This is a genomic window from Bacillus cereus group sp. BfR-BA-01360 (genome assembly GCF_022663595.1).
Lineage (GTDB): Bacteria > Bacillota > Bacilli > Bacillales > Bacillaceae_G > Bacillus_A > Bacillus_A cytotoxicus.
On the sequence record NZ_JAKUFV010000022.1, the window covers coordinates 29,661 to 44,220 of the forward strand.

Consider the following 14,560-nt stretch of genomic DNA (forward strand, 5'->3'; position numbering starts at 1 on the left):
TATCAGTGTATGTATCATAAATTGTCCGTTATGAGTGCGGAAAGAATGGAGATTTCTAAATAAAAAACCAGATGAAAGATTTTCCGCTTTCATCTGGTTTCTATCATCTAGAAAGTCTATCAACCTTCTAATAATAATGATTTTGGATCTTCAAGCATTTCTTTTACTGCTACAAGGAAGCTAACAGCTTCTTTACCGTCGACAATACGATGGTCATAAGATAAAGCAATGTACATCATTGGACGGTTTTCCATACGCTCGTTATCAATTGCAACTGGTCTTACTTGAATTTTGTGCATTCCAAGAATACCGACTTGTGGAGCATTCAAAATTGGTGTTGACATAAGGGAACCGAATACACCGCCGTTTGTAATTGTGAATGTGCCACCTTGTAGTTCTTTTAATGTAAGTTTATTGTCACGAGCTTTTTTACCTAGGTCACGAATATTTCTTTCAATTTCAGCAAAGTTTAATTTATCTGCATCGCGTACAACTGGAACAACTAATCCATCTGGAGCAGCTACAGCGATACCGATGTCATAGAATTTTTTAACAACAAGCTCGTCGCCTTGAATTTCAGCATTTAATAGTGGGAACTGTTTTAATGCTGCAACAACTGCTTTTGTAAAGAATGACATGAAGCCAAGACGAACATCATGTTTTTTCTCAAATGCTTCTTTGCGTTCTTTACGTAATTCCATAATCGCAGTCATATCAACTTCGTTAAATGTTGTTAACATAGCAGATGTTTGTTGAACTTCGACAAGTCGTTTTGCAATTGTTTGACGGCGGCGGGACATTTTTACGCGCTCAACTGGTTTGTCAAATTCAGTTGTTACAGCTGGTTTTGGACTTGTTTTTTCTTGTTTTGGTTCTGCTTTTGGAGCTGCAGCATGTGCTTGTACATCATGTGGTCTTATGCGGCCAAGTGGATCAGTACTGCGCACTTCATTTAAATCGATGCCTAATTCACGTGCCATTTTTCGAGCAGCAGGTGATGCGATAGGGCGGTCTGTATTTGGAAGACCTTGTAATGCTGTTTGACTTGGCGCAGCGCTTGGAGCCTCAGCTTTTGGAGCTTCTTCTTTTGGTTGTTCTGGAGCAGCTGGTGTACTTGCTGCAGCTGTACCATTTTCATCTAAAATTGCAATGACGTCGCCAATTTCAACTGTATCTCCAGGTTCTCCTAATAGTTTTGATACAATACCTGAATCTTCTGCAATGATTTCAACATTGACTTTATCAGTTTCTAGCTCAACAACGCTACCACCTTTTTCAACTTTGTCGCCTACGTTGATCAGCCATTGCGAAATAGTTCCTTCTGTAATAGATTCTGCAAGCTCAGGTACTTTAATTTCAATCATTTTAAATGTCCTCCCCTTATTTGCCTAACGGTGTGTTTTCTTTTACGGTAATCTCCAAGTTTTTTAGCTTACTGAGGTAGATGAAACGCTACCTCAGTAAGCCAGAAATCACTTTCTTTTTCAGTTACTATACACTTCTATTTCTTGTTTATCTTGGCGAAAGTTATAGTTTGTATCTAAAGCATGAGCAATAATGAGTTCTTGCTCAGCTTTATGAGCATGTGGATCGCCGCCAGATGGGCTAGAGCGGTCTGGGCGTCCAATATATCCTGTTTTCAATTTGTCGCCAGCAAGTTCGAATAAGATTGGAGCCATGTAATGCCATGCGCCCATATTGCGAGGTTCTTCTTGAACCCAAATGATTTCTTCTAAGTTTTTAAAACGTTTTATAATGGATTGAACTTTTTCAGCAGGGAATGGGTACAATTGTTCAATGCGAACGATATGAAGTTCATCTAAATTGTACTCATGTTTACCAGATTCAATCTCAGCTGCTAAATCAATTGCCATTTTACCAGTCGTAAAGATAAGGCGTTTTACTTTCGTTGGTTTTGTACCAAGTTTTTCTTGCTCTAGTGCAGGTTGGAAACATCCTTCGCTTAGTTCGCTACCTGTAGAAGCTGTAAGTGGATGACGCAATAAACTTTTTGGTGTCATAATCACTAATGGACGAACCGCTTCTGTACCAAGAATAGAAGCTTGACGGCGCAAGATGTGAAAATATTGTGCCGCACTTGTTAAGTTTGCAACAGTCCAGTTATTCTCTGCAGCTAATTGTAAGAAACGTTCTGGACGTGCACTAGAGTGCTCTGGTCCTTGCCCTTCATAACCGTGTGGTAGAAGGAGAACAAGACCTGATTTTTGTCCCCATTTTGCTCTACCAGATGAAACATATTGGTCAAATAATGCTTGAGCTGTATTTGCAAAATCACCGTATTGTGCTTCCCACATCACAAGAGTTTCTGGAGCAAACACATTATAACCATATTCGAAACCAACAACAGCAGCCTCTGATAACGGACTGTTATGAACAGAGAAAGATGCGTTAATATTTGGTAAACGGTGCAGTGGTGAATATGTTTCATTTGTTTCTGTATCATGTAGTACAATATGCCGTTGTGCAAATGTACCACGCTGTGAATCTTGACCAGTTAAACGAATTGGCGTTCCTTCTTGTAAAATGGAAGCAAATGCTAATGATTCAGCTAGTGCCCATTCCACTTTACCATCTGCATCTAAAGCAGTTCGGCGGCGTTCTAAAATTTTCTTCACTTTCGGATAAACGTTAAAGCCTTTTGGCCAAGATAAGAGCCCTTCATTAATCGCACGAAGCGTTTCCAGCGGAAGACCAGTGTCAATTGGTTGAATACCTCTTGCGACTACATCTGGAACTTTCACATGTATCGCTGCTTCACTTGTATCAGCAGGTGGCACTTGTGCATATTCCGCTTTTAATTGCTCTTGTGTAAATTGCGTAATTGTTTCCACTTCATCAGAGCTTAAAACACCTTCCGCTTTCAATTGTTCAGCATAAATAGCTCTGACAGTTGGATGGTTTTTAATCTTCTTATAAACTTGTGGTTGTGTAACGGCTGGGTCATCCATCTCATTATGACCATAGCGGCGATAACCGATTAAGTCGATTAAAATATCTTTTTTGAAACGTAGGCGATATTGAATCGCAAGGTTTGCCGCTGCCAGACAAGCTTCAGGGTCATCTGCATTTACGTGAACAATTGGAATATCGAAGCCTTTTGCAAGATCACTTGAATATCTTGTAGAACGAGAATCATAACTATCTGTTGTAAAACCAATTGTATTATTTGCGATAATATGAATGGTTCCACCAGTTTGATAAGCGTTCAATCTGCTTAAGTTCAATGTTTCAGATACAATACCTTGACCAGGGAAAGCTGCATCTCCATGAACTAAAATGACGAAAGATTTTGAACTATCTTGCTCAGGATAACCGGCTTTTTTACGATTTTCTTGAGCCGCACGTGCGTAGCCTTCTACAACAGGATTGACGAATTCAAGGTGACTTGGGTTATTTGCTAATGTAACACGTGTACGAACTGTTTCATTACCAACAACTTGTTCGCGACCTAAATGATACTTCACGTCTCCTGTCCAGCCAGCATTATGGTTCGTTTTATCGTCAGATTGAATCGTTGCATGTTTAAACTCAGCAAACATGTGACTATATGGTTTTTCTAATACGTGAGCGAGAACACTGAGACGGCCGCGATGAGCCATACCAATCATGACATCTTCAACGCCAGCTTTTGCACCTTCAGCAATCATTTCATCTAATACAGGTACAAGCATATCGACGCCTTCTATAGAGAAACGTTTTTGCCCAACGAATGTTTTATGCAAGAATTGCTCGAAACCTTCAACGGCTGTTAAGCGTTTTAAGAGAGCAGTTCGTTTTTGATTTGATAATGGTTGACGCAAGGAATTTGATTCCACCATTTGATGCAACCATGTACGTTCTTCGCTATCTTGTATATGAGAGAATTCATAGGCTAAGGACTTTGTATACACATCTTTTAATCTATGAATTGCATCAAGAGCTGTGTGAACATCATTTGGCGCATCTGGCCATACTGTTTTCGCTGGAATCGCTTTCAAATCTACATCGTTTAATTCGCGCATCATTGTCTCAATGAGAGATTGTCCATCATGCGGTTCTTCCATTGGATTAATATGGGCAGATAGATGACCGAATGAACGGATATTCTCGACAACTTGCACAGCTTTCAAAATTGTTTCAATGTTTCCTGTACTTTGAGGAGAAAAATTTGTTTCTTTGTTGTCCCCTGTTACGACATCCACTTGGAACGTAGGAGCTCCGAACGTTTCAAAAAGCTCTTGTAATTCCGGATCAACAGAACCTTCATTCGTCATATAACGATCATACTGTTCAATAACATAGCCAAGGTTCGGACCATGGAATTTGGCCCAAGGGTTTGTCGCTGTATTCTTCCTCGTCATTTGTTTAAACCTCCCAATGCATATATTCCTTTCTTTATGTGAAAAGGATGCATTTCACTCTTTTCATAATTGATGAACCAGTAATGAATGTAAATGTTAACTTTACTCTTATGTTATTACAATAATTTACATAATACCAAACATTATTACTTATCCGTTTTGTAAAAAAACATTCACAATTACTTATCACCTAAGTTAATCTTTCATGTTATAAATTAATTTTAAGGAAAAAATAGGTGATTTCATCTGATACGCCTGTATTTCAAACAAGTAGTATTACGATGAAATATAAAAATAATTGTTAGAATTTTTAGTTAGAGTGTCGTTTGGATTATGTATATTAGAATAATAAGCGCTTACAAATATATTATACAACAATATAACAGAATATAGTATAAAAAATGAAAAATTTTGAATTTACCACAAACTTTATTTCGATAGTGTTAAATAATGAAAGAAAAAAGGAAGTATTTGATTATAAAGGAGGATTATAAATTGAAAATGGCGTATAAATCGTTTGTTTTTGCAAAAATAGCAAAAAATCCTAAAAAGCCATGGCTCATTTTATTTGTAAATGATAAGAAATGAAATATTTTAAAAAGATAAAAGGCATATAGACATATTAATTTTTCTTATGACAAGGGAATGAATATAACGAACATTTATTATGTTTATCATTCCATTTTGAATTGAAAATAATCATGATGAAAGATATAGATAGATGAACGAATGAAATGAATTCATCAAAAAGGAATGTTGTAGTCCGCTTCAAGATTCAGAGAGAAGCAAGGAAGATGGGGGGCTATCCGCAACCCCTGATTGGTGAAGGATGAAGAAAGCCTCCACTGATTAAAATTTTACTGCATTCTTATTATTTTAGCGGCATTAACAATTAGTACAATCTTTCTTTCATTTGTGATTTGTACCAAAACATATTAAAGTGAAAGCGAGAAAGGTGAATGAGATAAATGCAAGCTATGTATGTTTTAGGATTAGGTGTACTTTTAATGTTAGCGGTGTATTTCTTCGTTCGGAAGGATATACAAGGCAATACATTGACAAAGCGAGGATTTTATAAATTAATAGGTTGCTTAGTTGTGATGTTCATTGGCATTATCGTTATGATTGTGTTAATTAGTAAGCAATTGTAAAACAAAAACCCTATTTTTGGTTGTCAATCAAAAATAGGGTTTTTGTCTTGAGCATTATTCCTTATGAAAGAGATGGATTGCGAAAGGTTTCAAGGAAATGCAGGGCGACTTTGGAAAGGGAACGATTTTTTAACCAAATCACTGCGGAGTCAGATGTAATAGTCGAGTCTTCAATATCCATCATTTTTATACCATTTAAAGGAAGTGCAATGAGAGTTGATTTCGGGAGTAATGTGCACCCAATGCCGGATCGAACGAGTGAAAGAAGCATAGCAGCATCCGGACAATCGCAAATGATATTTGGTTTTAAACCATGCTTTTGAAAGTTTTCAAGAACTTTTTCGTAAAGACCGAACCCTTTAATTCGCTGGAGTAGCATAAGAGGTAACTTGGCGAGTTCTTTCATAGAAATCATTGACCGGTTATCCGCCTTATCATTCGGCATGACAGCAACAAATTGATCTGCAGGTAGCGATAGGGAAGCAAAGTCTTCCATCTCTAATGGAAGGCGGACAATCGCGAGTTCAATTTCGCGATTTTTTATAAGTTGTGCTAAGCGAAATGAATCTCCTTCCTGCAAGCGAAATGTCACGAGCGGATATGTTTCGTGGAAGGAACGTAGTCTGTCTGGAATATAAGAGAAAGCGGATTTCACAGAACCAATCGATAAGGTTCCTTTGAGACCACTTCCAACTTCTTTTACTTCAGTAATAGTTTCATGGAAGTGAGTAAGAATCTCCTTTGTCTTTTTAAATAAAACATGTCCAGCTTCAGTAAGTTCTAGTTTTCGTCCATTTCTTTCTAGTAATTGAACGCCGAGTTCTTGTTCTAGCAATTTCAATTGCTGACTTAATGGAGGCTGTGCCATATGGAGTCTTTTAGCTGCCCGGGTGATTTGCCCCTCTTGTGCAATTGTGTAGAAATAACGAAGTTGCCTAATATCCATACTGATTCCCTCCCAATGGATCACTATATTTTTTTCGTATGGAATGCAAATTTTTTTAGTATTTTTCATCTATGATATCACGTGATAGAGTAATAATGTAATGAATTTTCTGATTAATTAGAAATTTGAAAGTAAGGAACTGTGCAATGCGTAAAGAAGTAGAAATGAAAAAGGAGAGACGAAAGAATGGATAAATTCGCAGAAGCAAAGAAAAAATTGAGAGGTTCGATCGCCCCAATTATTACACCATTTGACGAGAGCGGTGCAATTGATTTTCAAACATTTGAAAACTTAATTCATTGGCATATTGAAAGCGGGAGCCATGGTATTTCTGTTACAGGTACAACGGGAGAGCCAAGCTCTTTAAAGGTCGAGGAACGTGTAAAGGTAATGGAAACGGCGGCAAAGGCAATTAATGGGCGAGTTCCTTTCGCACCGGGGACGGGGTCTACCAATCATGAAGAAACCTTGTATTTGACAAAAAAGGCACAAGAAATTGGAGCGGATGCAGCGCTTGTTATAGTGCCTTATTATAATAAGCCATCGCAGCACGCATTGTACAAACATTTTAAAACTGTCGCGGATTCTGTTGATATTCCGATTATTATTTATAACATCCCAGGAAGAACAGCTGTCAATTTACAAGTGGAAACGATTGCGAAGTTAAATCAAGATTGTCCCAATATTATTGGAATAAAAGAGTCAAATAAAGATTTTGAACATATTAATCGTGTTCTTCTGCATTGTGGAAGAGATTTTCTCTTGTTCTCCGGCATTGAATTGCTTTGTTATCCAATGTTAGCAATTGGTGGCGCGGGGCATATTAGTGCTACTGCGAACGTTGCTCCAAAGCAAGTTGCAGAAGTCTATAATGCGTGGAATGAAGGAGACATAAAACGTGCATTAACTCTTCATTATGAGCTTATGCCACTCAATGATGTGTTATTTAAGGATACAAATCCAGCTCCTGTAAAAGCAGCGCTCGGTATGATGGGGAAAATTAAGCCGGTACTTCGTTTACCAATGGATGTTCCATCACAAGAATTGCAAGATGAAATTCGGGACGTCTTAAAGAACTATGTAGAATTACCAGAAAGCATTGTATCTAGATAAGGACATAGCCCCTTTAAAGTCATACAGATTTTAAGGGGCATCATTCAAAAAATTGTAGGAGGGAAGAATGTGCATATAGAAGCGAAGGATATACAAAAGGATAAATCTTATGAGCAAATAGAACATGTAGATTTATATATTGATGGAGAATTTAGAAAAGCGCAGTCTGGAAAAGTATTTGTAAATATGAATCCGTTTACAAATAAGGAGATTAATCGAGTAGCTGAAGGGGATAGAGTTGATATCAATCTGGCAGTTGCTGCAGCGAAATTCGCTTTTGAAAAAGGGCCATGGGGCAAGATGAAAGTAGAAGAGAGAATGCGATATATCAATCGAATTGCGGACTTAATTGATGAGGAAATAGAAGAAATCGCATATTTGGAAGCACTAGATACGGGGCTTCCTATTAGTCAAACAAGAAAAATGACATCGCGTGCAGCAGAAAACTTTCGTTTCTATGCAAGAATGGTGCAAACGAAATTACACGGTGAAGCATATCCGGTAAACAAAGAATTTATTAATTACACTGTCTATCATCCAATTGGGGTTGTTGGTCTCATCACTCCATGGAATGCACCGTTCATGTTAGAAACTTGGAAAGTAGCTCCGGCATTAGCTACCGGGAATACAGTTGTTTTAAAGCCGGCTGAATTATCTCCTTTAACGGCTAACAAACTGGCTGAAATAATTCATAAAGCAGAAGTGCCAAAGGGCGTCTTTAACGTCGTTCATGGCTTTGGGGAAACAGCGGGTGCCTCTCTTGTCGCTCATAAAGATGTGAAAGCAATATCGTTCACAGGTGAAACAACGACAGGTTCGATCATTATGAAAAATGCGGCTGATACGCTAAAGAAAACCTCAATGGAACTAGGTGGTAAATCTCCTCTTATCGTCTTTGAAGATGCGGATTTAGAGCGCGCTTTAGATGCGGCTGTGTGGGGCATTTTCTCATTTAATGGGGAACGCTGTACCGCTAATTCTCGCTTGTTACTGCACAAAAATATTAAAGATCAATTTATTGAAAAATTAAAAGAACGTGTAGGCTACATTACAATCGGCGATCCGATGGACTCTAAGACAGAACTTGGTCCGTTAATTGAAAAACAGCATTTTCAAAAGGTACAAAAGTATATTGAAATCGCGAAAGAAGAAGGATGTGAAGTGATACAAGGAGTTGTTCCCGAATCGGTGCAAGCGGGTAACTTTGTGCCGCCAACTTTATTATTACATGCAAAAAATGAGATGCGAGTATGCCAAGAAGAAATATTTGGTCCTGTTATGGCTGTTATGGAATTTGAAACGGAAGAAGAAGCGATTGCAATTGCTAATGATGTAAGGTACGGACTTGCTGGTTATGTTTGGACAAATGATATGAAGAGAGGTCATCGACTTGCGCAGTCCATTGAAGCGGGCATGTTATGGGTGAACGCTCAAAATGTACGTGATCTTCGAATTCCGTTTGGCGGAGCAAAAGATAGCGGGATTGGAAGAGAAGGTGGACACTATGCCATTTTCGAGTTTTATACGGAACCAAAGGTGATTCATGTTGCAATCGGAGATCATCATATTCCGAAGTTTGGCACAAAGAAATAACAAGCTGCAGATGAAAGTATAAAAACAATAGTTTCATGAAAGGGGAGAGTGAAATGCCAGCAAAAACAGGAAAAGAATATATCGAAAGAGTAAATCAAGCAAATGCCAATGTATGGATTGACGGGAAGAGAGTAGAAGGAAACATCTCAGAACATCCTGCTTTTAAAGGAGTAATGAAAACGCAAGCTGAGTTATATGATATGCAGCACGATCCTGAGAAAGCAGAGTATATGACATATACTTCTCCAACTTCAGGAGAGCGGGTCGGCACTTCCTTTTTGCAACCAAAAACAAAAGAAGACTTAGCAAAGCGCCGCAAAATGATTCAAGAGTGGGCAAAGTACAACGGCGGTATGATGGGGCGCTCTCCAGATTATATTAACGCGGGAATGATGGCTTACGGATCGGCTGCTGAAATGTTTGGAAAACAAGATGCGTTTTATGCGAAAAATATGGCGGAGTATTATGAGTATTGTCGCGAGAATGATTTATCTTTAACACATACATTAATTCAGCCGCAAGTGAATCGTGCGGTTAATGCATCGCAATTATCTGATCCTTATATTGCTGCGCGCATTGTAGAAAAAACGTCAGAAGGCGTAGTCATTCGCGGAGCGCGTTTACTCGCAACGCAAGGAGGAATTACCGATGAAATTATGGTGTTTCCTTCGACTCTTTTAAAACAATCCGAAGAGGAAAATCCATATGCATATGCTTTTTCAATTCCAAATCATACACCGGGCCTGAAGTTTATTTGCCGTGAATCATTTGATTACGGAAAGTCTCATTTTGATCATCCGCTTGGATCGAGATTTGAAGAAATGGATACGATTGTCGTATTTGATGATGTCGTAGTGCCTTGGAATCGGGTGTTTGCCTTAGGGGATGTTGGCGTTTGTAATCAAGCTTACAATGAAAGTAATGCGGTTGTTCATATGACGCATCAAGTTGTCTCAAAAAATATCACAAAAACGGAATTTGTATTAGGAATTTTACAGCTCATGGTAGAAACGATTAATATCGGTCAGTTTCAACATGTACAAGAAAAGATGTCGGAAGTTATTATGGCGCTTGAAACAGTGAAAGCATACGTAACGGCGGCAGAAGCGAATGCGAAGCTGGATAAGTGGGGCATTATGACACCGGACTTTACACCATTAAATGTTGCACGCCATTACTATCCAAAAATTTACCCAAGATTTAGTGAAATTATGCAACTGCTTGGAGCAAGTGGTTTAATGGCAATTCCATCCGAATCAGATTTTCAATCGGAATTACGCCCTGATTTAGATAAATATTTACAAGCGGCAAATGGGGACGCATATAATCGTGTGAAATTATATCGACTAGCTTGGGATGTTTGTATGAGTGCATTTGGCACGAGACAGACATTGTATGAACGCTTCTTTTTCGGAGATCCAGTTAGAATGGCAAGCGCGCTATATAATGGCTACGATAAGCAAGTATATGTGGACCGCGTAAAAGAGTTTTTAAATCGCTCGGAAGAGTTAATCGAAAAAGTATAAAAATGTGGAGGTGCAACAAATGGAGTTTAATATTATTCGCATTGCAAGAACAATTCTAAATGTGAAAGATTTGGATCGTTCGCGAGAATTTTATGTAAACGCTTTAGGGTTTATCGAGACGGAATGTGATGAGGAGCATATTTATTTAAGAGGGTTAGAAGAACATGTTCATCATAGCTTAGTATTGAAAAAATCAGAGCAGCTAGGGGTTCATGCACTTGGGTATAAAGTGAAGAGTGAAGCAGATTTAGATAAACTAGCAGCATTTTTTCAATCAAAAGGATTAAAAACAAAGTGGAAAGAAGAAGGAACACAATATGCACTGGGCAGGGCATTACATGTTCATGATATATCAGGAATGCCCCTTGAATTCTTCTGTAAGATGAAGGGGGCTGAGCGTATGATTCAGCGTTATGATCAATATCGTGGAGCAAGAATTCAGCGTATTGATCATGTAAACTGCGCTGTGCCAGATGTAGAGAAAGCTTACGACTTCTTTGTCAATGAACTTGGTTTTGCATGTTCTGAATATACAGCAACAGAAGATGATCGCGTATGGGCTGCTTGGCTTCACCGGAAACAAACGGTACACGACCAAGCATTTATGAATGGAGAAGGACCACGCCTTCATCATATTGGCTTTTGGTTACCAGATCCATTAGCACTTATTCATTGTTGCGATGTCCTTGCATCACTTGGCTATGGTGAAAATATGGAAAGAGGTCCTGGACGCCACGGATTATCGAATGCATTCTTCCTGTATTTACGAGACCCAGATGGATACCGAATTGAGCTGTATAACGGAGATTATTTAACAAGTGATCCAGATTTCAATCCAGTACGCTGGGATTTAAATGATCCAAGACGCCAAACGTTCTGGGGGCATAAAGCACCGGATAGCTGGTTTAATGAAACATCTCCATTTTTAGATATCGAAACAGGGGAAAGAATCCAAGAGGCAAGTCCAACGTTAGAACAGAGAAAACCAGATTTTGTGCTATAGATTATCAGAATAGTTTGTGAAAATGATAGGTGAGGTGATAAGGTGAAGACGCTGTATATGCAACACTCCATTTCTAAAACGTTACGAGAAGAAACAGAGGAATGTGTGCTTGCACTTGGCTTCTTTGATGGCGTTCATATTGGTCATAGAAAGCTCATTAGAACAGCAAAAGAGATTGCCAACCAAAAGAAAATCACATTTGCTGTTATGACATTTTACCCACATCCAAAGGAAGTTGTGAATCCTTCTGATGGCCCGATGAAATATTTAACACCTTTGAAAGTGAAAGAAGAGCGTTTTAAAAATATGGGTGTTGAAAAATTAATCGTAGTTAAGTTTGACCCTGTATTCGCCCGCCTATCTGATCAAGAGTTTGTGGAAACATATATTATCGGATTTTGCTGCAAGCATGTTGTTGCCGGATTTGACTATCATTACGGATATAAAGGGCGAGGCAATATGCAGCTATTAAAAGAACAAGGACAGAATAAATTTGAAGTTACAACGATTCCAAAAATAGAGCACCGTCATCATAAAATTAGTTCAACCGCTATTCGAAAACTACTTTCCCATGGTGCAACACATGATATTCCGAATTATCTCGGTGATTATTATGAAATAAGGGGAATTGTACAGAAATCCTCCCTTTTTTACGAAACGTATAGATTTATTGAAGTGTTCGTAGAACAAGATTATATGCTACCAGTACCTGGCGTTTATCATATTGTGGTAGAGATTGATCAAATTTTCTATAAGGGAGTATGTCAACAAATAAAAGAACAGCAGCTTCTCCTGCAGTTATCCAATTGCCCCATTGATGTATTAAATAAACAGGTAAAAGTAAAATGGATCCAATCTATTTTTGGAAACGCAAATGTATATGATATCAATCGGTACGTTTTACTAGATCACTTAGCGATATAGAGAGCCTTACGTTCTTAAAATAGCGGGATAAAGTTGAATAAAGGATGAGGTGGGTTTTATATGATAAAATCCAAAAACATAAATTACGAGGAGATTGCAAATTCAGAAAAATTTAAAGCGTTATTGCGCGAGAGAAAAAGATTTACAGTTTCTGTAACAATCTTTTTCGTTTGTTTTGCGCTACTTTTACCGATTTTAACATTGGATACAGAGGTATTAACAAAGCCAGCGATTGGTTCTATATCATGGGCTTGGGTATATGCCTTTGCTCAGTTTGGCATGACTATTGTCATTTGTCATCTATATGTAAAAAAAGCAGCTTACTTTGATGCATTAGCTGAGCAAGTGTTAAGGGAAGAGGCAGAGGGGAGAAAAGTAGATGGACTATAAAGTGGTAGTAATGTTTGGATTCATTGTGATTATGACGCTTGTTATTACCTATTATGCCTCGAAAAAAACAAGTAATGCGCGTTCTTTTTATACAGCTGGAGGGGGACTAAAGGGATGGCAAAATGGTTTTGCAATTGCCGGTGATTTTATGTCAGCCTCTTCTTTTTTAGGTCTTATTGGTGCGATTTCCCTTCTAGGATATGACGGATATTTTTTAATGTATGGTGCGCTTGTATCGTATTTAGTCGTTTTGCTCCTAGTGGCCGAACCGCTTCGCAATCTAGGGAAATATACATTGGCAGATATGATTACAGAGCGTTTTCAAAATAAAAAAGTGCGAGGTATTACGGCATTTAATGCCCTTACGATTTCTGTTTTTTACATGCTTGCACAGCTTGTCGCAGCGGGAGCGCTCTTTAAATTACTATTAAATATTCAATATGAAATATCTGTCGTTATTGTAGGGCTTGTTATGCTTGTATTTGTTATTTTTGGCGGTATGACAGCGACGAGCTGGGTACAAATTACGAAAGCATTTTTATTATTAGGCGGGACATTTCTCATTTTCATCATGGTAATGAGCAAATTCGATTTTAATGTTTTTCGGATTTTTGAAGAAATGAAAACAGCAACGCCCCTTCAAGAGGCTTACCTACATCCAGGTGCAAAATATACAAATGGATTAGATGCCTTTTCTTTAACGCTTGGCTTAATTCTTGGTACAGCTGGCCTTCCTCATGTTTTAAGCCGCTTTTTAACCGTTCCAAATGCAAAAGTAGCGAGAAAATCTGTTGCTTATTCCATTTGGATCATTGGCTTATTTTATATTATGGTCATCTTCTTAGGATTTGCTGCTGCAAAATTCGTTGGAGCTACAGAGATTATGAAAGCGAATCCAGCGGGAAACATGGCGGCACCATTGCTAGCCAAAATATTAGGCGGTGACATGTTATTTGCTGTTATATCAGCTGTCTCCTTTGCTACTATTCTTGCTGTCGTAGCGGGAATTGTTGTCACAGGGGCAACCGCATTCTCTCATGATTTTTATAATGAAATTATTCGAGAAGGAAAAGCGACTGAAAAGGAACAGCTTCGCATGGCGCGATTTGCTTCGATTGGCATTACAGTTTTCTCTATTATATTGGCATTGTTTGTTCAAAAAATGAATGTCGCCTTTCTTTCATCATTAGCATTAACAGTTGCAGCAAGCTCTAATTTGCCTGTCATTTGATTTACTGTATATTGGAAGCGTTTTAATATAGCAGGAGCCATTACAGGCATGCTCGTAGGTTTACTTGGCAGTATGATTCTCGTTGCGCTTAGTCCGAGTGTATGGAGTCCGAAAGTAGGAGAAGCGCTTTTTGTAGGAGAACCGTTATTTCCATTGTCTTCCCCAGGCATTGTCTCCATTCCGTTAGGATTTCTTGGAGCTTATATAGGTACAATTTTATTTGCGAAAAGAAGTAAGACGGGTAATTTTGAAGAAATATTGGTGAAGTCGAATACAGGAAGCAATGTGAAAGGTATTAGTCATCATTAAGTGAAATGAGGGA

At 38.4% G+C, this 14,560-nt stretch carries 10 protein-coding genes and 1 pseudogene; 8 read left to right on the forward strand and 3 right to left on the reverse strand.

The features are described 5' to 3' along the window. Positions 1–119: 119 nt before the first annotated feature. Positions 120–1,364: a 2-oxoglutarate dehydrogenase complex dihydrolipoyllysine-residue succinyltransferase gene (odhB, locus tag MR056_RS17185; RefSeq protein ID WP_011984044.1), complete on the reverse strand. Its 1,245-nt coding sequence runs from the start codon at positions 1,362–1,364 to the stop codon at positions 120–122. Positions 1,365–1,484: 120 nt separating this feature from the next. Further along, positions 1,485–4,361 (reverse strand): 2-oxoglutarate dehydrogenase E1 component, encoded by a 2,877-nt coding sequence (locus MR056_RS17190; protein ID WP_087097988.1) that lies wholly within the window; start codon positions 4,359–4,361, stop codon positions 1,485–1,487. Between the two features lie 968 nt (positions 4,362–5,329). Here MR056_RS17190 and MR056_RS17195 point away from each other — a divergent pair. After that, positions 5,330–5,512, forward strand: a complete 183-nt coding sequence (locus MR056_RS17195) for a DUF3976 domain-containing protein (protein WP_011984046.1) — start codon at positions 5,330–5,332, stop codon at positions 5,510–5,512. 61 nt (positions 5,513–5,573) lie between these two features. Here MR056_RS17195 and MR056_RS17200 read toward each other — a convergent pair whose 3' ends face one another. Then, positions 5,574–6,458, reverse strand: a complete 885-nt coding sequence (locus MR056_RS17200) for a LysR family transcriptional regulator (RefSeq protein ID WP_011984047.1) — start codon at positions 6,456–6,458, stop codon at positions 5,574–5,576. Between the two features lie 186 nt (positions 6,459–6,644). On the opposite strand from MR056_RS17200, the gene hpaI reads away from it, so the two are divergent. From hpaI to MR056_RS17235, 7 genes and pseudogenes are all read left to right on the forward strand, one after another. After that, entirely contained in the window at positions 6,645–7,571 is a 927-nt protein-coding gene (gene hpaI, locus MR056_RS17205; RefSeq protein ID WP_011984048.1) for a 2,4-dihydroxyhept-2-ene-1,7-dioic acid aldolase, read from the forward strand. A 69-nt stretch (positions 7,572–7,640) separates the two neighbouring features. Then, positions 7,641–9,164 (forward strand): 5-carboxymethyl-2-hydroxymuconate semialdehyde dehydrogenase, encoded by a 1,524-nt coding sequence (hpaE, locus tag MR056_RS17210; RefSeq protein ID WP_011984049.1) that lies wholly within the window; start codon positions 7,641–7,643, stop codon positions 9,162–9,164. 53 nt (positions 9,165–9,217) lie between these two features. Continuing rightward, positions 9,218–10,690 (forward strand): 4-hydroxyphenylacetate 3-monooxygenase, oxygenase component, encoded by a 1,473-nt coding sequence (gene hpaB, locus MR056_RS17215; protein WP_087097990.1) that lies wholly within the window; start codon positions 9,218–9,220, stop codon positions 10,688–10,690. Positions 10,691–10,709: 19 nt separating this feature from the next. Next, entirely contained in the window at positions 10,710–11,693 is a 984-nt protein-coding gene (gene hpaD, locus MR056_RS17220; RefSeq protein WP_087094625.1) for a 3,4-dihydroxyphenylacetate 2,3-dioxygenase, read from the forward strand. Between the two features lie 42 nt (positions 11,694–11,735). Next, positions 11,736–12,617, forward strand: coding sequence for an FAD synthetase family protein (locus MR056_RS17225; protein WP_242136594.1), 882 nt, complete (start codon positions 11,736–11,738; stop codon positions 12,615–12,617). A 60-nt stretch (positions 12,618–12,677) separates the two neighbouring features. Continuing rightward, a complete protein-coding gene (locus MR056_RS17230; protein ID WP_210351477.1) occupies positions 12,678–13,007 on the forward strand; it encodes a DUF485 domain-containing protein in 330 nt (109 codons plus the stop codon). Continuing rightward, positions 12,997–14,547 (forward strand): annotated as a pseudogene (locus MR056_RS17235) (solute symporter family protein). The gene MR056_RS17230 and the pseudogene MR056_RS17235 overlap by 11 nt, the downstream one beginning before the upstream one ends. Positions 14,548–14,560: the final 13 nt, after the last annotated feature.